The sequence below is a fragment of the Paraburkholderia sp. PGU19 genome, assembly GCF_013426915.1.
Classification (GTDB): domain Bacteria; phylum Pseudomonadota; class Gammaproteobacteria; order Burkholderiales; family Burkholderiaceae; genus Paraburkholderia.
In genome coordinates, this window is sequence record NZ_AP023179.1 from 409,297 (window position 1) to 430,981 (window position 21,685).

The 21,685-nt window shown below is 62.8% G+C and carries 18 protein-coding genes; 13 read left to right on the top strand and 5 right to left on the bottom strand.

Translation table 11 applies throughout. The annotated features are described in order from the left end of the window. Positions 1-147 precede the first annotated feature (147 nt). Positions 148-1,041 (bottom strand): LysR family transcriptional regulator, encoded by an 894-nt coding sequence (locus H1204_RS01840; RefSeq protein WP_180729572.1) that lies wholly within the window; start codon positions 1,039-1,041, stop codon positions 148-150. A gap of 116 nt (positions 1,042-1,157) precedes the next feature. Here H1204_RS01840 and H1204_RS01845 point away from each other — a divergent pair, with 116 nt between their 5' ends. The 8 genes from H1204_RS01845 to H1204_RS01880 all read left to right on the top strand — a co-directional run bounded on the left by H1204_RS01845 (position 1,158) and on the right by H1204_RS01880 (position 12,424). Then, positions 1,158-2,417, top strand: coding sequence for an MFS transporter (locus tag H1204_RS01845; RefSeq protein WP_180730839.1), 1,260 nt, complete (start codon positions 1,158-1,160; stop codon positions 2,415-2,417). A gap of 660 nt (positions 2,418-3,077) precedes the next feature. Next, the gene (locus H1204_RS01850; RefSeq protein WP_180730840.1) at positions 3,078-3,731 is read left to right on the top strand and encodes a response regulator transcription factor; all 654 of its coding nucleotides are present in this window, start codon (positions 3,078-3,080) and stop codon (positions 3,729-3,731) included. Between the two features lie 135 nt (positions 3,732-3,866). Beyond that, positions 3,867-4,577 carry a response regulator transcription factor gene (locus tag H1204_RS01855; protein ID WP_180729573.1) on the top strand — a complete coding sequence of 237 codons (711 nt, stop codon included), beginning with the start codon at positions 3,867-3,869 and terminating at the stop codon, positions 4,575-4,577. 87 nt (positions 4,578-4,664) lie between these two features. After that, positions 4,665-5,306, top strand: a complete 642-nt coding sequence (locus H1204_RS01860) for a response regulator transcription factor (protein ID WP_180729574.1) — start codon at positions 4,665-4,667, stop codon at positions 5,304-5,306. 182 nt (positions 5,307-5,488) lie between these two features. Continuing rightward, positions 5,489-6,235 carry an aquaporin gene (locus H1204_RS01865; protein ID WP_180729575.1) on the top strand — a complete coding sequence of 249 codons (747 nt, stop codon included), beginning with the start codon at positions 5,489-5,491 and terminating at the stop codon, positions 6,233-6,235. Positions 6,236-6,245: 10 nt separating this feature from the next. Further along, positions 6,246-10,706 (top strand): transporter substrate-binding domain-containing protein, encoded by a 4,461-nt coding sequence (locus H1204_RS01870; protein WP_180729576.1) that lies wholly within the window; start codon positions 6,246-6,248, stop codon positions 10,704-10,706. Positions 10,707-10,869: 163 nt separating this feature from the next. Then, complete coding sequence (locus H1204_RS01875; RefSeq protein WP_180729577.1) at positions 10,870-11,304, top strand: CHRD domain-containing protein; 435 nt, start codon at positions 10,870-10,872, stop codon at positions 11,302-11,304. Positions 11,305-11,473: 169 nt separating this feature from the next. Beyond that, positions 11,474-12,424 carry an alpha/beta hydrolase gene (locus H1204_RS01880; RefSeq protein WP_180729578.1) on the top strand — a complete coding sequence of 317 codons (951 nt, stop codon included), beginning with the start codon at positions 11,474-11,476 and terminating at the stop codon, positions 12,422-12,424. On the opposite strand, the gene H1204_RS01885 is transcribed toward H1204_RS01880, so the two are convergent. Further along, positions 12,394-13,236 carry an EcsC family protein gene (locus H1204_RS01885; RefSeq protein ID WP_180729579.1) on the bottom strand — a complete coding sequence of 281 codons (843 nt, stop codon included), beginning with the start codon at positions 13,234-13,236 and terminating at the stop codon, positions 12,394-12,396. The two genes, H1204_RS01880 and H1204_RS01885, sit on opposite strands and share 31 nt — an antisense overlap. 142 nt (positions 13,237-13,378) lie before the next feature. Between H1204_RS01885 and H1204_RS01890 the strand changes: the two genes are divergently transcribed. Together H1204_RS01890 and H1204_RS01895 are read left to right on the top strand one after the other, a co-directional pair. Continuing rightward, positions 13,379-14,974 (top strand): MDR family MFS transporter, encoded by a 1,596-nt coding sequence (locus tag H1204_RS01890; RefSeq protein ID WP_180729580.1) that lies wholly within the window; start codon positions 13,379-13,381, stop codon positions 14,972-14,974. Positions 14,975-15,009: 35 nt separating this feature from the next. Beyond that, positions 15,010-15,474, top strand: a complete 465-nt coding sequence (locus tag H1204_RS01895) for a MarR family winged helix-turn-helix transcriptional regulator (protein WP_180729581.1) — start codon at positions 15,010-15,012, stop codon at positions 15,472-15,474. A gap of 68 nt (positions 15,475-15,542) precedes the next feature. Here the strand turns inward: H1204_RS01895 and H1204_RS01900 are convergent, their stop codons facing one another. Beyond that, positions 15,543-16,820 carry an amino acid deaminase gene (locus tag H1204_RS01900; protein WP_180729582.1) on the bottom strand — a complete coding sequence of 426 codons (1,278 nt, stop codon included), beginning with the start codon at positions 16,818-16,820 and terminating at the stop codon, positions 15,543-15,545. A 141-nt stretch (positions 16,821-16,961) separates the two neighbouring features. On the opposite strand from H1204_RS01900, the gene H1204_RS01905 reads away from it, so the two are divergent. The 3 genes from H1204_RS01905 to H1204_RS01915 are packed head-to-tail and all read left to right on the top strand — an operon-like array spanning position 16,962 to position 19,782. Next, positions 16,962-17,852, top strand: a complete 891-nt coding sequence (locus tag H1204_RS01905; RefSeq protein WP_180729583.1) for a MurR/RpiR family transcriptional regulator — start codon at positions 16,962-16,964, stop codon at positions 17,850-17,852. 3 nt (positions 17,853-17,855) lie between these two features. Then, positions 17,856-19,343: a D-aminoacylase gene (locus H1204_RS01910; protein WP_180729584.1), complete on the top strand. Its 1,488-nt coding sequence runs from the start codon at positions 17,856-17,858 to the stop codon at positions 19,341-19,343. A gap of 52 nt (positions 19,344-19,395) precedes the next feature. Then, entirely contained in the window at positions 19,396-19,782 is a 387-nt protein-coding gene (locus H1204_RS01915; protein ID WP_131239131.1) for a RidA family protein, read from the top strand. 178 nt (positions 19,783-19,960) lie between these two features. On the opposite strand, the gene queF is transcribed toward H1204_RS01915, so the two are convergent. Both queF and H1204_RS01925 read right to left on the bottom strand, forming a co-directional pair. Further along, a complete protein-coding gene (gene queF / locus H1204_RS01920; protein ID WP_180729585.1) occupies positions 19,961-20,785 on the bottom strand; it encodes an NADPH-dependent 7-cyano-7-deazaguanine reductase QueF in 825 nt (274 codons plus the stop codon). Next, positions 20,782-21,684 (bottom strand): 5'-nucleotidase, encoded by a 903-nt coding sequence (locus H1204_RS01925; protein WP_090835945.1) that lies wholly within the window; start codon positions 21,682-21,684, stop codon positions 20,782-20,784. Before H1204_RS01925 ends, queF begins: the two co-directional genes overlap by 4 nt. Position 21,685 lies beyond the last annotated feature (1 nt).

A 21,685-nucleotide genomic window follows, 5' to 3' on the forward strand; every position in this document is an offset into this window, starting at 1 on the left:
AGGCAAACGCATTGAAACAGTAAGGCATCGAGATGACGTTGGCGTTGCAATCATCATAGATGGCAATTGGTTACGTTTCAACGCGGCAAAAACAGTTGCAGTAATTGTCGCGTCAACTAAGCACTTGTGCAGATACTGCAATTGCATTCATGTGAGCAGGCGCATGAACGCTTCGCGAGCATCGCTGACGCGTGCACTTTCGCCGGGACGTCCGGGCAGCAGATGAAACTCGACGGCTGGCAACGGAGGCAGGCCGATCGTCGGCGGACACAGCACCACGCCCGAGCCGATCGACGATTCATTCAGACATGAGATGCCGAGCCCCGCCTTCAACGCCAGTTGAAGACCCGCCATGCCCGATGCCGAATGCGAGACGAGATACGACACCTTGTTCTCGTCGAGCAACCTGACGACGAAGCGTTGCAGCTGACAAGTGGACGGCAGCAGCACGAGATGAAAAGGCGCGGCGACGTGTCGCGGATCGGCGTCGGCGGACATGGCCCACACCAGCTTCTCGCGCCGCACGACGGTGCTCGCCGCTTGCGGCCTGTTCGATCCCGCGCGCTTGGTGTCCGGCGCGACGATACGCAGCGACAGGCCGATATCGAACGTGGTGTCGTCTTCGACGCTGCTGTCGATCACCGCGCTCGGCAGCACGGTCACGTGCAGGCGCAGCCGCGGATGCTGCTCCGAGAACATTTTCAGCACGCGCGCGACGTCGTGCGGCCGGTAGTAGTCGGTGATCGCGATGCGCAGTTCGCCATCGAGCGAGCGGCCTTGCAGATCTTCGAATGCCGCTTCGCTCATCGCCAGAATGCGGCGCGCGTGATCGAGCAGCTTCGCGCCTGCAGGCGTCGCGGTGACGCCCTGCTTGCCGCGCAGGAACAGCGGCTGGCCCGCGCGCTCTTCGAGCTTCTTCAATTGCTCGCTCGCCGACGACTGCGACAGGAACACCCGTTCCGCGCCGGCCGACACGCTGCCCGCTTCCGCGACGGCAACGAAGGTGCGCAACTGCGCAAGGTCGAACGCACGCTGGTTCATGTTTCGGATTCTCCGATGGATGGCATTCTATTTTCCCGCTTTTCCGATTGATCGTCCAATCCTACGATAGCCGTCAACCGATACAACTGGAGGCGATCGTGGGACAGGGATCTGGAATGGGCGGCAATCACCGCTGGAAGGTGCTGGGTGTCGGCTTTGCCGCGAACGCGAGCTTTTCGGCCGCTTTTTCGGGCATTCCGACGACGGCGATTTTTCTGCGCAACGGCTATCACATCGGCAACGGCGGGCTGGGCCTCGTGCTCGGCATGCTGGGGCTCGGCATCGCGATCAGCGAATTGCCGTGGGGATTGCTCACCGACCGTTGGGGTGACCGGCGCGTGCTGCTGCTCGGCCTCCTGACGACGGCGGCCGCGCTTGCCGCGATGGCAGGCTTCGTGGTGCCGCACGGCGCCGACGCGCCGGGCATCGTGCCGCTTGCGCTCGGATTGCTGGCCGTCGGGCTGCTGGGCGGCAGCGTCAACGGATCGAGCGGACGCGCGGTGATGGCGTGGTTTCGCGAAGGCGAGCGCGGCCTCGCGATGAGCATCCGGCAGACGGCCGTGCCCGCTGGCGGCGGATTGGGCGCGCTGGCGTTGCCGTCGCTTGCCGCGCATTTCGGCTTTGTGGCCGTGTATGGCGTGCTCGCCGCGCTGTGCGCGGTGACCGCGTGGTTCGCGTGGCGCTGGCTGCACGAGCCGCCCGTCGCGGCTGCGTCGGGAGCGCAGCATGCAGCGGCTGGCGGCGAGTTCGCCGCCGCGCCCATTTCGCCGCTGCGCGATGCCGGCGTGTGGCGTGTCGCGCTGGGCATCGGCGTGCTGTGCGTGCCGCAACTGGCCGTCGTGACGTTCGCGACGGTCTTTCTGCATGACTTCGGCCACGCAGGCGTGTTCGCGATCAGCGCAACGATGGCCGCCGTGCAGACGGGCGCCGCCGTTGCGCGCGTCTGGAGCGGGCGCTGGACGGACCGGCACGGCAACCGGCGCCAGTACATGCGCGCCTGCAGCGTGCTGACGGCGCTGCTGTTCGCGACGCTCGCGTTGATTGCCGCGGGAGCCAACGGCGCGCACGGCGCGATCACGATCGTGCTCGCGGCGATGGTGGTGCTCGGCGGCGTGAGCGCGTCCGCATGGCACGGCGTCGCCTACACGGAACTTGCGACACTCGCGGGCACGCGCCGCGCGGGTACCGCGCTGGCGATGGGCAACACGTGCGCGTTCATGACCCTGTTCGTCACACCGCTTGTCATTCCGCCGCTGCTCGTGGCGACCTCGTGGCCGGCCGTGTGGGCAATCGCGAGCGTGTGCGCGCTGATTGCGCTGCCCGTCTTCCCGCGGCCCGTGCGCACGGCGCGGTATGCGTCGAGAGCCAGGGCGTGATCGCGTCGACACGTTCTTGAACATCTCTTTTGGCGTCCGGTCATGATCCGGACGCATTTTTATTTTTGCGTTATTTCTTCAAGGCGAAGTTAATCGAATTCACCCTATGGCTGGAAATCGATGTGATGTGTCTGATATTTCTGTCATAAAAGTAGGAATTATTTTGGAAATTGATTTTTGTGGATTTCGCTTTCTAAGCGACTTCTTCTCTCTAGAGCGAATTGCGCGACTTTGATTCCCTTGCGTACCTCGTATTCACTGCGAATCTAAGATGCATTGGCGTGAATTTGCGAGAGCGGGCTCGGTGCGCCGATTACCTCTGCGCGCCGCCATCCTGCACGCTATGCTTTCCTAACGTGTCTTTGGAAACTTCGGAAATGGTGCGATGAAAATGGTTAAGCGTTATCTCAATGGAAGTGTCTGAAATCGGTAATTACTCAACGAAACTTGTACTTTGTCTTTGAATCGGCCATTGATTCGGAACTCTCTGATATTCCATTTTTGTCGTAAATGTTTTGATTCACTTTGTCGGAACATGATTCGTTATATGTCGCGAGCGTTGTCGTAAAGCGGGCTCGTTTCGACGTTGCTGCGAAATGAGCGTTTCGACATCGACAAACACAAATCAATAACAAGGCGGCAATAGTGAATCTTCGAATCATGCTGGCAGACGATCATCCGTTTGTTCTGCTCGGTATCCGGGCCACGCTCGTGGCGCACGGAGGATTCACGATCGTCGGCGAAGCGACGAGCCCTTCGTCGCTCGTTCAACTGATGGGTAAGACCTCATGCGATGTGCTGGTCACGGACCTGACCATGCCGGATGCGTCGGGTGACGCGGACGACGGGCTGCGGCTCATCCGGCGCATTCGCGGCGGCTGGCCCGAGGTGCGCATCGTCGTGCTGACCAGTCTGACCAACGCGGCCATTCTCCGGTCGATCGTGTCCGACGGTGTGATCGGCATGCTCAACAAGAGCGAATCGATGGACGAGCTGGCCGCGGCTATCCGCGCGGCGGGCGCGGGCCGTTCCTACGTCAGCCAGTCGATCCTGCTGACGCTCGCAGAAGCGAGCGGTGAGCCGCTTGGCATGTCGCCCATGCGCAATCTTTCCCCGCGCCAGGCCGAGGTGATCCGCATGTTCGTGCGTGGCAAGTCGATCTCCGAAATCGCCCGCGACCTGGGGCGCGATGTCCGGACGGTCAGCCGGCAAAAGCGCGATGCAATGGCGAAGCTCGGCGTCAGCAATGATCCGGGGCTTTTTGCGTTCGTGCGAGCGTACGGACTTGCGCAGAAAGTTGTGCAGGATCGCTAATCAAATGTCATCGCTAAATGATTCTTCCAAATTCAGAGAAGTCTTATGTCGGGGGGTGGTTGAATGTCTGATCCTCAGCCGGCTAAGGGCTCGCCCAATCAATACCAAGCTACAGAGCACAGGGAGCGACCACGCGTGAATATCAGAAAGGACGTGACACTGCCAATCCGTACCATCATCGCTGACGACCATCCATTGGTCCTGCTCGCGATGGAGAATCTGATGTCGGGGTTTCCGAATATCGAAATCGTTGGGAAGGCAACGGACTCAGCGGAGTTGTTCGCAGAGGCGCAGCGTGTCAAATGCGAGCTTGTCGTCATGGATCTGCACATGCCGGGCGGCGCCCATGGCGACGGCGTCGACATGGTTCGACAGTTCAAGGAACGTCATCCCGACGTCGTGATCGTGGTGCTGACCATGGAAATCGCGGCGGATTCCCTGCAAAAGGTGATTTCGCTGGGCGTGGGTGCGGTCGTCAGCAAGCGCGACCGTATCGATCTGATTCATGTGGCGATCATCACCGCGTTGGCGCGCGAATGCTATGTCGGTCCCGCCATTCGCGCGCTGCTCGCCGACGCCACGTTGTCGCGCCGGATCGACTATGTCCGACAGGTTCTTTCGCGGCGCGAACTCGAAGTGTTGACGCACTATGCGACCGGGCGCGGCGTGACCGAAATTGCGCTGAGGCTCGGTCGTAGCGTAAAGACGATCAGCGCACAGAAATGCACTGCAATGCGCAAGCTGTCGCTGCAGAGCGATGCTGATCTGTTCCGGTTCGCCGTCGAACATGGTCTGGTGCCTGACGATCCATCAAGTGGCCCGGGCGGATTGGGCAAACGAGGCTGACGCAGCGAAGCTGCGACCCTGGCGAAGTGACCGTCCTCGAGGGGAACGCGCTGTACGGTGACGGTCCATCAACAAGATCACAACAAGATGGAAAACAAGATTCGCGTCATCGTCGCCGACGATCACGCGTGCGTGCGCATGGGCGTGAGGTGTTTGCTGGAACAGATCGCACATGTGGCGGTGGCGGGCGAAGCAGCGAGCACGCAGGCACTCGCCGAACTGCTCGATGCGTGCGCATGCGACGTCGTCGTGACGGATATTGGCATGCCGGGCATCGACGGAGAAAGCAACGCGATCCAGTTCCTGCGGCGGCTGCTGCATCACATGCCTCAGTTGCCGGTTGTCGTGCTCACCATGGTCCATCAGCCGTCGATCCTGATGGGGCTGCTGCAGCATGGCGTCGCTGCGATCGTCGACAAGCGCGATATCACCTCATCGCTGGTTCACGCAATCGACGCCGCGCTGACTGGCCAGGGTTATTTGTCGGATCACGCGCGCGCCGCCATTGCGAAGGCGGGCACACCGCAACCGCGGGCCGGCGTGATGAGCGCAGGCGAATGGAAAGTCTTCACGATGTACGTGAGCGGCCTGACGATCGGCCAGATTGCCACCAAGCTGAACCGCAGCGCAAAGACGATCAGCACGCAGAAGCGCAATGCGATGCGCAAGCTGGGACTCGAGACGGAGGCCGACCTAATCGATTATGCCTGCCAGATCGGCCTCACCTGAATGATTTCGGAGTTGTCCGATTCTCTATCTCGTTCGCCGGACCAACAATCGCCGGTTGGACTCGCGGATCGCGGGGGAGCGGCGCCAGCACCATTGATTTGCCATGCAAATCAATCGACACCAGGCGCAAGCATGTAAGCCGTCTCAAAAAGCTGTCGGGACGAGCCGTTACGGGAGGATGCATGTCAGGGCTGGGAAAGCGATTGGTTGTCGAAGGTGCCGGGACGGCGTGGCTCGTGTTCGTTGGATGCGGCACGGCCGTGCTCAACACCGGCGCGCAAGGTAATAGCGTTTTAGCTGTGCCGCTCGCATTCGGTCTCGCGCTGGCTACAGCCACTTACGTACTCGGGCGCTTCTCCGGCGCTCACTTCAATCCCGCCGTCACCGTGGGTTACGTGACCGCGCAGCGGTTTCCCGTCCGCGATCTCGCGCCCTATATCGCAGCGCAGGTGCTTGGCGCGCTCGCGGGCGCGGCGCTGCTCGTCTACATCGCCAGCGGCCGCCCCGGCTTCGAACTCGCAGCGAGTGAATTCGGCGCGAACGGATATGGCGACCATTCTCCCGACGACTATCAGCTTCATTCCGCGCTGGCCGTCGAAATCACCATGTCGTTTGCGTTCGTGCTGGCACGCATGCTCGTGTCCAACGGCCAATCGGCGAACCTGATCGATCCGCTCGTCGCAGGCGTGTGGCTGATGCTGAGCTACGTCGTCGCGACGCCCATCACCAATGGATCATTGAATCCTGCGCGTTCGACCGGACCGGCTCTGTTCGTCGGCGACTGGGCGCTCCACCAGTTGTGGCTCTTCTGGGCGGCTCCGCTGGCGGGCGGCATGCTCGCCGGCCTGCTCCATTCGCGACTGTTCGGCGACCCGGGCGATATCTTCGCGCGGCCGTCCCGCGAGAGCCAGCACGGCGAGTCGGCGTGAGCGTTCGCATATGTACCGTTCGCGCATCTCCGCTCATTCCCGTGTTCATTCCACACATCGCGCCTGGCTAATCGGCGTCCGCCTTGCGCTGAAGGCAAGCCTCGCGTTGCTGTTGATACTGCTGAGCGGTCAACAGGTCCATGCCGCGCTCGGCGCGCGGCCACAAGCGTTTCCTCCCAAACTGACAGTCGGCGTGCTCGCCAGCGGCTGGTCGCCTTTCGAGATGTTTCAGGAAGGCCGCTTCACCGGGCTGAGCGTCGACTATCTGCGCGCCGTCGTTGGGCCGGATGTCGAGATCACGACGAAGTCGTATACAGACCTGAACCAGTTGCTCGCCGCGGCGTGCGCGAATCGCGTCGACGTGCTGATGAGCATCGCCCGCACGCCGGACCGCGAGCATTGCCTGTCATTCTCGGTGCCGTATTTCCGCGGATCGACTTCCGTCGTGACGCGGGCGAGCAATGCGATGGGCGAGGCACAGGTGCAAAGCGCGCGCGTCGCCATCGAGCGCGGGTTCGCGCTCGGCGCCGTGCTGCGCGAGCGCTTCCCGCGTGCACGTATCGATAGCTTCGCCGACACGCTTGCCGCGTTGCGCGCAATCAAGCGGGGTGACGACGACGCCTATTTCGGCTTTACACCTGCCGTGCGGCATTATCTGGCGGACCCGGAATTCCGTGACCTGAGTATCGCGTTCGAGGAGACGGGGCAGGCGAGCGAGATGCGCTTCGCCGTGCCTGCCGGCAAAAGCGACCTGCGCGACAAGCTCGACCGCGGGCTGTCCGCGTTGCGACCGGACGACGAAGCCGCAATCCGGGCGCGCTGGATCGGCGGCAGCTTCGAAGCGCGGTCCGCACCGGCGGTGTCCAATCTCGTGCTGAGCCGTGAAGAGCAGGCGTGGCTGAGGTCGCTTCCGCCGCTCTCGGTCGGCTTCGACGCCGACTGGGCGCCGTTCAGCACGCTCGACGACCTCGGCCGTCCCTCGGGCATCGCCGCCGACTATCTCGACTATCTGGGCCGCACGCTCGGCCTCTCGTTCCACCGCGCGCCGGCGAAGGACTGGACGACCACGATTGCCGGTTTCAACCGCGGCAACGTCGCGCTGCTCGCGACTGCCACGCGCAATGATCCTCAACTGGAGCATGCGACTTTCACCCGCGCGTACGAAACGTATCCGCTTGTCATCGTCGCGCGCGAAGCCGAACCTGCTGCGCGTAGCCTCAGCGATTTTGCCGCGCGCCGCATCGTGGTGTCGATGCATAGCCAGGGGGCGTTGCCATTCGAGTTGTACGGCGTCGCCGCGACGCACGCGACGGTCGCGCCAAGTCTCGATGCGGCGCTGAAACTGCTGGCCGCCGGAGGCGCCGACACGCTGGTTGGCAACGTCGCCGAGATCGACGCTGCGCTGACACGGGAATATGCCGGCGTGCTGAAAGTGGTCAGCGTGGTGCGCGAGCCAGATCCCGTTGGCTTCGCGGTTCGTGACGACCTCGCGCCGCTGGCGGGGCTGATCGACCGCGCGCTGCTCGCGATGCCGGCGTCGGAGCGTCAACGCATCCGTCAGAAATGGGTGACAGGCGACCCACCGCCGCAAGGCGGCTGGAGCGTGACGGCGCTGCGGCTGCTGCCTGTGCTGATCGGTATCGGCGTCGTGCTGTTGCTGACGTTGCGGGCGTATGTGTTGCTGCAGCGCGAAGTCGGCCGGCGTGAGCGCACCGAGCGTGAGCTCGAATCGCAACTGAACTTCCAGCAGACGATGATGGAAATGGTCCCGTATCCGCTCGTCGCAAAAGATCTGCAAGGACGCTACATCGGCGTCAACCGGGCTTACGAGCAAGCGACGGGCCTCAGGCGTGAAGCCGTGATCGGCCGAACGAGCACGGACGTTCATGCCTGGGGAGAGAACAACAGCTTGCGTCTCGAGCAGCTGACACGCGAGGCGCTGCAAAGCGGCACGGCCACGCAGATCGAACTGGAGTTCGAAGACAGTCAGTACGACAGCCGGCACGGTCTCTTTTGCGTGTGCGTCTGCAACGGCGTCGACGGCACGCCGCTGTGCGTGCTCGGCACGCTCGTCGACATTACGGATATCCGTCGCGCTGAAATGCTGGCAAGCGAGACGCAGCGGCGTCTCGTCGACGTAACCAGCTCGTTGCCGGCCGTGGTGTTCCAGTTGCGCCGCGGGCTCGATGGCCAGTACACGTTCCCCTATGTGGGCGGCGATACCAAACAGTTGCTGGGTTACGACAGTACTGTTCTGATGCGGCGCGCCACGCTCAATTTTGGCTCCATTTGCGCGGACGACCGTCCCGGCGTCGTCGCCGCACTCGAACGGTCCGCTGCAATGTCGGAACCGCTGCACCTGGAGTTTCGGATCGACGGTCCCGGCGAGCAGCGTTGGGTGCGCGCGGAGCTCGTGCCGCGTCGCGAGCCGAGTGATGCGACCGTCTGGAGCGGCTATTGGGTCGACGCGAGCATCGAACGGCTGCGCGCCGACGAACTGGCTCGGGCGCGCGATCTGGCCCAAGCGGCGTCGCGCGCAAAAGACGACTTCCTCGCGATGATGAGCCACGAAATCCGCACGCCGATGAATGGCGTGCTCGGACTTGTCGAAGTCCTGGAGCGCACCCGGCTCGATGCCGATCAGGGCGAGATGCTCGGGATGATTCACGAATCGGCGGGTGCACTGCTGCAGATTCTCGACGACCTGCTCGACTATTCGAAGATCGAGGCGGGACGACTGACCATCGAATCCGAGCCGATCGACCTGCGTGATCTGGTCGATACGGCGGTTGGCCTGTTGGCGGGGCGAGCGCATGAGAAAGGGCTCAAAGTGCGCGTCGATATCGATCCGCAAGTCGCCGCGACGCTGCGCGGCGATAGCGTACGGCTGCGACAAATCCTGTTCAATCTGCTCGGCAACGCGATCAAATTTACGCCGCAGGGCGAGGTCGATGTGAACGTGAAGGTAGTCGAGGAGAGCGAGGCGGGACAAATGGTCGAGATGAGTGTCGTCGATACGGGTATTGGTATCGCGCCTGAAGTCCAGGCTCGCCTGTTCGAACCGTTCGTGCAGGCGGAATCGTCGACCACCCGGCGCTTCGGCGGCACGGGCCTGGGGCTGACGATCTGCCGCAAACTGATCGCGTTGATGGGCGGCACGCTGTCGTTGTCGAGCACGCCTGGCGAAGGCACGCACATGACGCTGCGTTTGCGGATGCCGCTCGAAATGCAGCAATACACGGCGGGCGGACTGCGCGGCAGACGCGGCGTCGTCGCGACGCCGGATGCGTGCGTCGCGCGGGCACTGGCGCACTTCGGCGCGGCGCTCGTTATCGAACTGCGTTGTGCCGGTGCCGACCTTGCCGAACTGCGTGATCCGCAAGCGTTGCGAGGTGTGGACCTCGTGTTCGTCGGCGACGGCGTCGATCTGCCGGCAGCCGTCGCGCAGTCCGGCGCGAAAATCATCAGCCTGACCGAGAAGCCGAAGCCGACGGGCTATCGGATCGTCGACAACGCCGTGCGTGTGAGCATCAACCCGATCTCGTGGCGCGGCTTGAGCGCGGCGTGCGCGGCCGCGTTGACGGGCCTTTCGCCGACACCTGCCCGTCATCCCGGCGCAGCCGAAGCCGCCGCCGCGCCGCCGGATCGGGAGCGCGCGATTGCGAGCGGGCGCCTCGTGCTCGTCGCCGAAGATCATCCCGTGAATCAGGAACTGATCCGTCATCAACTGGCGCTGCTTGGTTTCGCGTGCGATGTCGTCAATGACGGCGCCGAGGCAGTCGAAGCACTCCATGCGACACCGTACGGCTTCCTGATTACCGACTGTCACATGCCCACTATGTCCGGCTACGAACTGGCGCGATCCGTGCGCGAAAGCGAGCGACTGACGGGCGCGCACCTGCCGATACTCGGGATCACCGCGAACACCGCGAACACCGCGCCCGAAGATCTGAAGGCATGTCGCGAGGCCGGCATGGACGATTGCCTCGTCAAACCGACGCGCCTCGCCACCTTGCGTGACTATCTGAGCCGGTGGTTCGGCGCGGACAGCGCGCGGCCCGCTGCGCAAGGTGACGCGACGGCTGCTGTCGTCGCGGATGCGGGACCTGAAAACGTCGGCAGCATCGCATTCGTTCCCGTCGATCTCAGCCAGTTGACGCAGATCTGGGGCAGTGAATCGACGGTCAAGTCGCTGCTCGATGCATTCGTGTCGGCCGTGCGCGACGATCTGCGCGCGTTGCCGCCGCTGCTGAACGAACTCGATGTCCCGGCCTTGCGTCAATGGCATCATCGCGTCGCTGGCGCGGTGGGTGTGTTGCAGTATCCGCCGCTGCTCGGCGCGCTCGAACAGTACCGGCGGCAATTGACCTCGACGCCGTCGGAAACGCTGCGCAGCGAGGGCATTGCGCTCGTGCGCACGTGCAATACGATGCTCGACGGCATCGAAGAGCAGGCGGCGCTGCTCGCCTGACATCCCGCTCCTTCACCTGCTTCGCAACGCTTTGCACCGCTGCGCGTGCGTCACGCGCAGCGCTCCGAATTGCACTAGTATGTGCTGGCGCATCAGAAGGCGTCCGTTCACGCACTGCGCGTGAAGCGACGCCGATCCTGAGCGCAAAGACCCGGAGAGAACGATGATTACAATTCAAAAGCTGAGCATGGTTGCTGTCTTGTGGGCGCTGGCGTCGGGTGTGGCACTGGCGGATACGGTGGAATTGAAGGCCGACCTCGAACCGTCGAGTGAAGTGCCCCCGCGCGTGAGTCACGGACATGGCGCACTGAACGCCACGTTCGATACTTCGACGAAAACACTCAATTGGACAGCGACTTACGAGAGCCTGTCGGGTCCCGTGACGATGGCGCACTTCCACGGTCCTGCGCCCGTCGGGCAGAACGCCAAGGTGCAGGTGCCCATCGACAAGAACGCGCTGGCCAGTCCGATCAAAGGCTCGGCAACGCTGACGGAGCAACAGGTCACCGACCTGATGGGCGGTCAGTGGTACTTCAACGTTCACACCGCGCAGAATCCAACGGGTGAAATTCGCGGCCAGGTGATGCCGGCGAATTAAACGAAGCACGCAATCGAACACGATGGCCGGAACCGTCAGCGGCGGTTCCGGCCATTTTTCTTTTCAAACGGTGCGCGCCTGCCCACGCGGCCAATAGAAGCCGCCTTCGATTGAAGCGCGTCGAAAGCCACGTACCATGGCGATTCAACCCGCGATGGAGAGTGCCCCGATGAGTTGGCAAAGCGCCCTGGCATGCTGGTTCCTGCGCCGTCAGTTTCATCCGCAGACGCGGCATCCGACGATCAGCGCCGAACGCGCGCGCCGCATGACAGCGAAGCGCGCGTACACGCCGCGCGTGCCATCGGGCTGGACGCTGGATGAACGCTATGGCGAGCACGACTGGCCGTTGCGCGGCGAATGGCTGACGCGCGTCGACGGCACGCATACGGCGACGATCCTCTATTTGCATGGCGGCGGCTATTACTTCTGTTCGCCGCAGACGCATCGTGCAGCGTCCTTTGGTCTTGCATCGCGCAGCGGCGCGCGCGTGTTCTCGCTCGATTACCGGCTCGCGCCCGAAAACCCGTTTCCCGCCGCGCTCGACGATGCATTGGCCGCGTACCGTCGCCTGCTCGAAGACGGCACGAAGCCTCACTCGATCGTGATCGCAGGCGATTCGGCGGGCGGCGGGCTCGCGCTCGCGACGCTCGTCGCGTTGCACGATGCGGGTGAGCCGTTACCGGGAGGCGCGATCCTGTTTTCGCCGTGGACCGATCTCGCGGCAACGGGCGCGTCGCTGCAAACCAACGACGGCATCGATCCGATGTTTCACGGTCCTTCCATCGCGCGGGCGGCGAGGCTTTATCTCGGCGACACGCCGGCTACGCACCCGTACGCATCGCCGCTCTACGCGGACCTGAGGGGCCTGCCGCCGCTCTTCATGCAGGTGAGCAGCACGGAAGTCCTGCTCGACGATTCGCGCCGCGTCGCGGACAAGGCGCGCGCAGCGGGCGTCGATATCGACTTCGAGATCTGGCGCAAGATGCCGCACGTATGGCAGCTCTGGGCGCCGTTCATTCCCGAGGCGCGCCGCGCGCTCGATCTCGCCGCGCGCTTCGTCGCACGCGTGACGAGCGAGCCGCGCGACGTTCATCCCGCGAGCGAAAGGTCGATCGCCTGATACGCGTCCTGCACGGCCTCGGTGCCGTACTGGCGTTCGAGCCGGCGCACGGTGAAGTGGCCGTGCGCGACCTGCTGGAAATGGTCGATGAACACGGTATTGACCATCGCGCCGAGCACCGCGCCGATCGCCGGAATCGACTTCGCGGCAATTTGCTCGCTCACCTGCACTGAGAAGCGCGCCGCGATCGTGTTCAACAGACGCAGCAGCGCCGCGGAGCCATGCGTCGTAAAACCCTTGGTCGCGATCTCCGACGACGCCTTCGACACCGCCTGCGCCAACGCGCCTCGCATGATGAAGTAGCCGTAATCGGCGTCGTCGTCGGCTTTCGATGTGCCGCCCATGCCGAGCACCGTCAGACACTGCAGTTGCGTATCGACGGAAGTCAGATCCTCGCCCTCGCTGCGCGCGATATCGCAGATCGAGCGGAACATCAGCGTGGTCGTGACGGGCAGCTCGACGGGCAACGCGAACAGCCCGAATGCGCCGCCCGCCGCGCCCGTCGTCGCGACCGCGAACTTGTGCAGCAGATTGCTCGGCCGGTCGCTGACGCCGAGCGGCGCGCCGGCCATCGGACGCCCGAGCGTGCGCAGCGCGATCTGCAGACATTTGCGCAATGCGAGTTGCGTCGCGTCGTTGACCTTGTCGCTGGCGATCGACGGCATGCGCGAAATCAGCTTTTCCATCGGCGAGCCGACGATGCTGGCGAGCTTCATCGTCAGCGCCGGGCTTTCGAGCTCGTGCTTGGCGCGGCGCAGGGCCGCGAGATCGTCCGCCGAAAGCGGCGCGGCGGCGAGCATAGTCGGTTCCATGAATCTCCCTGATTTTCGGAATTTTTCGAAGCGTCGAATGAAACGGGTCGGATGAAACGACGCAATCGACGCACCCGGATTAGAGCCATTCAGCATGCTATGATTCCGTATCGTTGACGCGTCAACTGTTGTTCGATCAAAAATGGCCGTGCATACCGCCGCCCACCATTCGAGTGGGCAAGTTTTACCGTTCCGGGAGTCGCTACTGGCGATGCTCGGCGTCTCTTTCGTCTCGATGCTCGTCGCGCTCGATCAGACCGTGGTCGGCACCGCGCTGCCGACCATCGTGGCGGATCTCAAAGGCTTCGAACTGTACGCGTGGGTCGCGACGTCGTATCTGCTGACGTCGGTGATCACCGTGCCGATCTTCGGGCGCCTCGGCGATTACTACGGGCGCAAGCCGTTCGTCATCGCGTCGATCGTCGTATTCACCGGCGCATCCGTGCTGTGCGGCGCGGCCAACAACATGCTGTTTCTGGTGATCGCGCGCGGCTTGCAGGGCATCGGCGGCGGCATGCTGGTCGGCACCGCGTTCGCCTGCATCCCTGACCTGTTTCCCGACTCCGTGGTCCGGCTGCGCTGGCAGGTACTGATGAGCACGGCGTTCGGCATTGCGAATGCCATCGGTCCGTCGCTCGGCGGCTTTCTCACGCAGTATTACGGCTGGCGCTCGGTGTTTTACGTGAATTTGCCCGTCGGCCTGCTGTCGCTGTTTTTCGTATGGCGCTATCTGCCGCATTTGCGGCATGTCGTCCACGAAGGCAAGATGCGGCTCGACTGGCCGGGCGCGGTGCTGATCGCGCTGTCGCTCGGCAGCTTGCAGATGTTCGTCGAATTGCTGCCGAAGCACGGCGTCACGGCTTCGGCGCTTGCGTTGCTGGTCGTGAGCGTCGCGTGTGCGATTGCGCTGTGGAAGTGGGAAAAGCGCTTCCCGCAAGCGATCCTTCCCATCGACATGTTCCGCAACAAGAGCCTGTCCGCGCTGTTCGTGCTGGCCGTGCTCGGCGGTTTCGCGATGTTCTCGCTGCTGTTCTACGCGCCGCTGCTGTTTCAGGGCGGCTTCGGCATGACGCCGAACGAGGCGGGTCTCGTGATCACGCCGCTCGTCGTGTTCATCACGATCGGCAGCATTGCGAATGGGCGCATCGTGTCGCGCGTGCCGAATCCGAATGTGATGCTGTTCATCGGCTTCGCGCTGTTCGCGGCGGCGTCGCTCGGCATGGTGATCGCGACGCACACGATGCCCCACTGGCTGCTGATGCTGTTCATGACCTTCGGCGGCCTCGGCCTCGGCTTCGTGCTGCCGAATCTAACGGTGTTCGCGCAGCAGACGGCGGGTCGCGAGCATCTCGGCATCGCGACGGCGCTGCTGCAATCGCTGCGTATGATCGGCGGGATGATCGGCACGGCGCTGACGGGCACGCTCGTCACGCACATGTATGCGAGCGGCGTGCGCAGCGCGCTCGATGGCGATCGGGCAAGCCAATGGTTCGCCGATCTCGGCGATCCGCAGATCCTCGTGAATCGCGACGCGCAGCACACGCTTTTGAGCGAACTCGCGAAGGCAGGGCACAATGGCGCCGTGCTGCTGGAGTCGGCGCGCGAATCGCTGGTGGGCGCGATCCATATCGGCTTGATGCTCGGCGCGCTGGTGTCGCTGTTCGCGATCTGGCAGAGCCGGCGCGTGCCGCCCGTCAAGCTGCGCAAGCAGATCGAGCCGGTCATCCACGCGGATTGACGGGAATGTAAGCGTTTTTGAATCGAAGATAGATCATGGAAGAACAGGACCGCGTCGCTATCCTGCATCAGTTTGGACGCACGTATCGCGCGTTCATGTCGGCGTTCGAAGGGCGCGTCGGGCATCCGATGCCGCGCTGGCGCATTCTGCTCGCGTTGTACGAGCAGGCGGGCGAGTCGTCGCAGAAGAAGCTGGTCGAACGCTTGCGCATCGATCCGGGCGCGCTGACGCGACAGCTGAAGTCGCTCGAAGCGATGGGCTGGATCTCGCGCAGCATGGACGAGCGCGACAACCGCATCACGAACGTGAAGCTCACGGCGGAGGGGCTCGCCGCGATCGAAACGAGCCTGCCGAACCGCAATGCGTTTCTGCACGACACGATGGCCGCGTTGCCCGACGATGTGCTCGCCGCCCTGTCGAGCGCGCTGACGATGCTCGAGGCGCGCATCGTCGAAGTAGCCGCGGCGGCGGACGCTGAAGCCGCGCAAGCCGGGCGCTGAGCCGATAATCGATCAATAAAAAACGGCGCTGTGTCGTGAGACGCAGCGCCGCTTTGATCGAAGAACAATCAGAAGAACGTTTCGATCACTTCCGTCACGCGATACGACGGATCGAGCACGAGCACCTGCCGCCACTTGTCGAACGTCAGGCACGGATGCGAGATATCGAACGCGATCATGTCGCCGACTTTCAGATCGGCGCCTGCGGGAATCCGTAGATAGGCGTGCTGATCCATCAAGCCGAAAATTTCCCAGCCATCATCGGCGGTGACATCGCGCGGCGCCTGCGTGCCCGGACGATAATGCTTCGCGGGTTCCGGATAGCCGGCGTCGAATGCCGAGTCACGCTTGCCGAGGCCGATGATCGCGCGATCCGGTTCGGGAATGGACTGCACATACGCCCACAGATGCAGCGCGGGCAACAGCCCTTCGCCCATGCGCTTTGCAACAGGATTGCGCTTGAAGATATCCGTCTGCGCCTTGCGATAAATGCCGACGTCATGCGTCAGATAGCAGCCCGGACGCAGCACGATCTCGATGCGGTCTTTGCGCGACGCCTTCGAGAACTCTTCCGCGACGACGTCGTACCATGCCGAGCCTGCGCCCGACAGCACAGCTGGCGTGCGCGCGAAGCGGCCCTGGTCCGACAGTTCGAGCGTGAGCTTCACCGCGCTGCGCAGGAAGTCGCGCACTTCCTGTTCTTCCTTCAACACGCCTTCATACAGCTCGATGCCCGCGAGCTTCAACGAATCCGGGTAACGCGCGATCGCGTCGAGCACGGCATGGGTTTGCGCGTCGTCGCGCACGCCTGTGCGGCCGCCCGGCACGCCCAGTTCGACCAGCACCTGCAACTGCTTTTTCACCGAGCCAAAGAACTTGCCAAGCTGCTCGACGCCTTCGACGGAATCCACCAGACAGAAGAACTCGAAGTCCGGATCGCTGAGCAGTTCCGCGATCATCAGCATGTTGCGTTTGCCGACCAGCTGGTTCGCCATCAACACGCGCGATACGCCGCCGTGATACGCGGCGCGCACCTGATGCGCCGTCGCAAGCGTGATGCCCCACGCGCCCGTTTCGATCTGGCGGCGGAACAGTTGCGGCGCCATCGTCGTCTTGCCGTGCGGCGCAAGCTTCACGCCGTACTCGGCGACGAACGTCTGCATCCACTTCAGGTTGTGCTCGATACGGTCCGCATACAGAACGGCGGCGGGCAGGCTCACGTCCTCGTCGAGCAGATTCCATTCGAGACGCGCCGCGTCCGTCAGTTGGATGCTCGTGCCCGGCACGTTGCCCAAGCCCTTGCTATAAGGGTCGATCGTGGCTCCCTGATAGTTTGTAACTTTCATGTCATCCTGCTCCATCGGCCAGTTAAATCGAATCGAAGTTGACTTTCGTATGTTACCGAAAGTACGATGTTTGATGAAATGTTATTTAGTACCACGCGTGCGTCGAGCAATGTTACCGGCGGCGCGTGGCGCTTGCGAGCCATGAATTCCACTGCCGAACCCGTTGCTTTCGACATTGTCGCCCGCATTGCAGAATGTGCGCCTGAACTGCGTTCGGCCGAGCGCAAGGTCGCGGCGTTGATTCTCGACGATCTGACGGGCGCGTCGCGCGCGAGCATCGGCGCGTTGGCCGAGCGGGCGCAAGTGAGCGTCGCGACGGTCACGCGCTTTGCGAAAGCGGTCGGCTGCCGTGACGTGCGAGAACTGAAGCTGCGGCTCGCGCAGGCGGCTGCTGTCGGTCAGCGGTTCCTGCAGCCGGGCGCGCAGGCCGACACGCCCGAGCCATTGGCGACGCGCGTGTTCGACGAGTTGCAGACGGCGCTCACGCACAATCATCAGTTGCTGTGTCAGGCGCCTGTGGCGCAGGCCGCCGCTGCGTTGCGCGAAGCGCGCATGATCTACGTTTTCGGCATGGGTGGCGGCTCGACGGCGCTTGCCGATGAAATGCGCTTTCGGCTCGTGCGACTGGGGCGGCCCGTTGCGACGTATCAGGACGGTTTGCTGCAGCGCATGGTTGCATCGACTGTCTCGCGCGATACCGTGGTGATCGCGCTTTCGACGACAGGGCGCGTGCCGGAAATGGTCGACAGCTGCAAGATCGCGCGCGGCTATGGCGCGACGCTCATTACGGTGACGGCTCCCGCGTCACCGCTTGCGAAGATGGCCGACTGGGTGATTCCCATCGTCGCGTTCGAAACCGATTTCATCTACAAGCCGTCGTCGTCGCGCTACGCGATGATGATGGCGCTCGACGTGCTCGTCACCGAACTGGCCGTGAGCCTCGGCGACGAGAGCCGCGAACTGCTGCGCCGCATGAAGCATGCGCTCGACGCGCATCGCGGCGGCGGCGACCGACAACCGCTAGGAGACTGATTCATGCACTCGCACCCCGAAGCCGCAGATACGCTGATCGTCGGCGCACAACTGTACGACGGCACGGGCGCGCCGCCTGCCGAACGCGACGTCGCGTTGCGCAACGGCAAGATCGCCGCGATCGGCAACCTGTCGAACTGGCTGGCCGAAGAGGTGATCGAGGCGAACGGCCGCGCGCTCGCGCCTGGCTTCATCGACGTGCACACGCACGATGACACGCACGTGATCCGTTCGCCGCAAATGCTGCCGAAGATCACGCAGGGCGTGACGACGGTGATCGTCGGCAATTGCGGGATCAGCGCGTCGCCCGTGTCGCTCAAGGGTGATCCGCCCGACCCGATGAACCTGCTCGGCGCGCGCGATGCGTTCCAGTATCCGACGTTCGCCGCCTATGTCGATGCCGTGAACGAAGCGAAACCTTCTGTGAACGTCGGCGCGCTGATCGGACATACGGCACTGCGCAACAACCATATGGACCGGCTCGACCGCGCGGCGACGCGCGAGGAAATCGACGGGATGCGCGTGCAGCTCGAAGAGGCGCTCTTGAATGGCGCGCTGGGGTTGAGTTCAGGGCTCGCGTATAGCTCCGCGTTCGCCGCGCCGACGGAAGAAGTGATGGCGCTCGCTGAACCGCTCGCGGTGGCGGGCGCGTTGTACACGACGCACATGCGCACCGAGTTCGATGCGATTCTCGATGCAATGGACGAGGCGTACCGCATCGGCAAGCACGCGCGCGTGCCTGTCATCATCTCGCACCTGAAATGCGCGGGGCCGACTAACTGGGGGCGCAGTGTCGAGGTGTTGGCGTCGCTGGAAGGCGCGCGGCAGTTTCATCCTGTCGGCTGCGACTGCTATCCGTATAACCGCAGTTCGTCGACGCTCGACGTCAAGCAGGTGACGGGCGATATCGACATCACGATCACGTGGTCGACGCCGCATCCCGAGATGGCGGGCAAGCTGGTGAAGGAGATTGCGGCGGAGTGGGGCGTGCCGCAGCAGGAAGCGGCGAAGCGACTGCAACCGGCGGGCGCCGTCTATCACAACATGTCCGAGGACGATGTGCGGCGCATTCTTTCGCATCCGGCGACGATGGTCGGCTCCGATGGTCTGCCGAACGATCCGTTGCCGCATCCGCGTTTGTGGGGCGCGTTTCCGCGCGTGCTGGGCCACTATGCGCGCGATCAGCAGCTGATTCCGCTGGAAGAGGCGATTCGCAAGATGACGAGTTTGTCGGCGCGGCGCTTTGGGTTGAAGGAGCGCGGCGAAGTGCACATCGGGTATCACGCCGATCTCGTGTTGTTCGACCCGGCGCGCGTTCGCGACGCGGCGACCTTCGACAAGCCGCAGCAGGCGGCGGATGGCATCGATGCCGTTTGGGTGAATGGCGTGCTGTCGTATCTCGATGGCAAACCGACGGGCGAGCGCGCGGGCAGGTTTGTGGCGCGTGGGGCGACGGCGGCGTCGCGGGCCGAGCTTACACAGGGTTTCTGAATTTTTGCGTTCGCATTGGGTGCGGACGCGCTTACGTTACAGGAGTTGAACGATGAAGCGTTATGGCGTTGAAGGTGGCAAGGGCACGGGTGGTCAGGTGATGCCGTTTGCGCGTGCGGTCGAGGCGGATGGCTGGCTGTTCGTGTCGGGGCAGACGCCGATGGAGAACGGCGAGGTGATCAATGGCGGGATCGTAGAGCAGTCGCACAAGACCATTCAAAATGTGCTGGCCATTCTGGCTGAGGCTGGATATGGGCCTGAGCACGTTGTGCGGTGTGGGGTTTGGCTCGATGATCCGCGTGACTTTGCTTCCTTTAACAAGGTGTTCAAGGAGTACTTTGGGGCGAATCCGCCTGCGCGGGCATGTGTGGTGTCGTCGATGGTTATCGACTGTAAAGTTGAGGTTGATTGCGTCGCTTATAAGAAGCCTGCGGCTTGAGGGTTTTTTTTGCTTGCGGCGCGGGTGGTTTGCTTGTGTTTGTGCTGGCATCCGCGAGTTGTTATCTAGCTTCACGCGTCGCCCCGCACAGGGGCGACGCGTGAAGCATGCTAACAAAGCGCGGATGCCAACGCAAAGTCAAACAAACCACCCCGCGTCGCAGACAAAACAAAACAACTCACTGCCTTGCGGTACGCAAATTATCCGGCATCGGCAGATTAAAGTTAGTCCGAAAAGGATTGATATCCAGCCCACCGCGCCGCGTATAGCGCGCATACACAGCCAGCTTCACAGGCTGACAAACCTTGAGCACATCGAGAAAGATCTTCTCGACGCACTGCTCATGAAACCCGGTGTGATTTCGATAAGAAATAATGTACCGCAGCAAAGAAGCATGATCGATCTGCGGCCCCACATAGTGGATCTGAACAGAACCCCAATCAGGCTGCCCCGTCACAGGACAATTCGACTTCAAAAGATTAGAGAACAAGGTCTCTTCGGTAGGCGCCTCATCAATCGCAGCCTTGAGCAACCCGGCATCCGGCAGATAAACATCAGTATCCAGATCGAGCCGATCCAGCGAAGTCCCTTCGAACTCATCGAGCGCGAGCTTCGAAAACTCCGCCGGCGGATAAAGATGCAACGACACAGAAGCCCCGCACGCAGCAGATACATCCCGCTTGATCGTGTCGCGAACAGTCTCGATGGAATCGAACGAAGTCTGTGCAAACGATCCGAGATACAGCTTGAACGACTTCGACTCAACGATATTCGGCGATTCCGCCGGAATATAAAAAGTGGCGATCGCAATCTGCGGCTTGCCGCGCGCATTCAGCCACGACAGCTCATACGCGTTCCAGATGTCCGTGCCGAAAAACGGCAACGTCGCCCCAATACCGATCTGCTCGCGCGCATTCTTCCGCGCGATCGGAAAGAGCAGCGATGCATCGTACTGTTCGGTGTAGCTGGACGGTTTGCCCAGCGGTGATTGTTCGGGTGTCATGATGCGTTCACGATGCCACTCAGCACGTGCCCGATCGCTGTCACGTCACGGGCCGATTCGCAGTGGCGAATTTGGTCGTCGAAGAAAAAGTCCGGCTCGAACTCGCGCAAAAATGCGCTCTTGTCCAGCCCGCCAAGAAACATCGCTTCGTCGATTTCGATGTTCCAGGCCATCAATGTGCGTATCGCGCGCTCGTGCGCGGGCGCCGAACGCGCCGTCACCAGCGCAGTGCGAATGTGCATCGGCGCGGCTTCGTCAGCCAGCGTCTGCAGTCGATGCAGCGCTTTCAACAAAGGCTTCAGCGGTCCATCGGCAAGCGGCAAATCCTTGTTGTCGATCTCATGACCGACGAACGCCCCCAAGCCGTCCTTCTGAAACACACGCTCCGCTTCGTCGGAAAACAGCACGGCGTCGCCGTCGAACGCAATGCGGATTTCATCCGGATACTTGCTCGCCATTTTCGCCGATTCAGGCAACACGCGTGCAGCCGGAAATCCGGCGGCCAAAGCATCGCGCACGTCGTCCTGGTTCGCCGACAGAAACAGCGACGCATTCAGCGGCTTGAGATACGCGAACGGCGCGCGGCCACGCGTGAACACGCCGCGCTCGATCGCCAGCCCATGCTCGCGGCACGAACTGAACGCGCGCAAGCCGCTGATGGGATCGCTGCGCGACAGAATCACCACTTCCACGCAGTGCGCGCCCGTATTGAGCGCAAGCAGCTTGCGAATCAGCGGAAACGCGACGCCCGGCTTGGCCGGCACGTTCAGCCGCTCGCGCTGCAGCGCTTCGTAGTCGCGCAGATTGCCATCCTCGTACACACGGTTCTCTTCCTCGAAATCGAACAGCGCGCGCGAGGAGATCGCCACTACCAGTTTGTCGTCGAGCGAAAAGGCCATG

Bases quoted from the DNA above. Each gene is read 5' to 3' on its own strand.
- H1204_RS01840 (WP_180729572.1), bottom strand. From the start codon at position 1,041: ATGAACCAGCGTGCGTTCGACCTTGCGCAGTTGCGCACCTTCGTTGCC.
- H1204_RS01845 (WP_180730839.1), top strand. From the start codon at position 1,158: ATGGGCGGCAATCACCGCTGGAAGGTGCTGGGTGTCGGCTTTGCCGCG.
- H1204_RS01850 (WP_180730840.1), top strand. From the start codon at position 3,078: ATGCTGGCAGACGATCATCCGTTTGTTCTGCTCGGTATCCGGGCCACG.
- H1204_RS01860 (WP_180729574.1), top strand. From the start codon at position 4,665: ATGGAAAACAAGATTCGCGTCATCGTCGCCGACGATCACGCGTGCGTG.
- H1204_RS01865 (WP_180729575.1), top strand. From the start codon at position 5,489: ATGTCAGGGCTGGGAAAGCGATTGGTTGTCGAAGGTGCCGGGACGGCG.
- H1204_RS01870 (WP_180729576.1), top strand. From the start codon at position 6,246: ATGTACCGTTCGCGCATCTCCGCTCATTCCCGTGTTCATTCCACACAT.
- H1204_RS01875 (WP_180729577.1), top strand. From the start codon at position 10,870: ATGATTACAATTCAAAAGCTGAGCATGGTTGCTGTCTTGTGGGCGCTG.
- H1204_RS01880 (WP_180729578.1), top strand. From the start codon at position 11,474: ATGAGTTGGCAAAGCGCCCTGGCATGCTGGTTCCTGCGCCGTCAGTTT.
- H1204_RS01885 (WP_180729579.1), bottom strand. From the start codon at position 13,236: ATGGAACCGACTATGCTCGCCGCCGCGCCGCTTTCGGCGGACGATCTC.
- H1204_RS01890 (WP_180729580.1), top strand. From the start codon at position 13,379: ATGGCCGTGCATACCGCCGCCCACCATTCGAGTGGGCAAGTTTTACCG.
- H1204_RS01895 (WP_180729581.1), top strand. From the start codon at position 15,010: ATGGAAGAACAGGACCGCGTCGCTATCCTGCATCAGTTTGGACGCACG.
- H1204_RS01900 (WP_180729582.1), bottom strand. From the start codon at position 16,820: ATGAAAGTTACAAACTATCAGGGAGCCACGATCGACCCTTATAGCAAG.
- H1204_RS01905 (WP_180729583.1), top strand. From the start codon at position 16,962: ATGAATTCCACTGCCGAACCCGTTGCTTTCGACATTGTCGCCCGCATT.
- H1204_RS01910 (WP_180729584.1), top strand. From the start codon at position 17,856: ATGCACTCGCACCCCGAAGCCGCAGATACGCTGATCGTCGGCGCACAA.
- H1204_RS01915 (WP_131239131.1), top strand. From the start codon at position 19,396: ATGAAGCGTTATGGCGTTGAAGGTGGCAAGGGCACGGGTGGTCAGGTG.
- queF (WP_180729585.1), bottom strand. From the start codon at position 20,785: ATGACACCCGAACAATCACCGCTGGGCAAACCGTCCAGCTACACCGAA.
- H1204_RS01925 (WP_090835945.1), bottom strand. From the start codon at position 21,684: ATGGCCTTTTCGCTCGACGACAAACTGGTAGTGGCGATCTCCTCGCGC.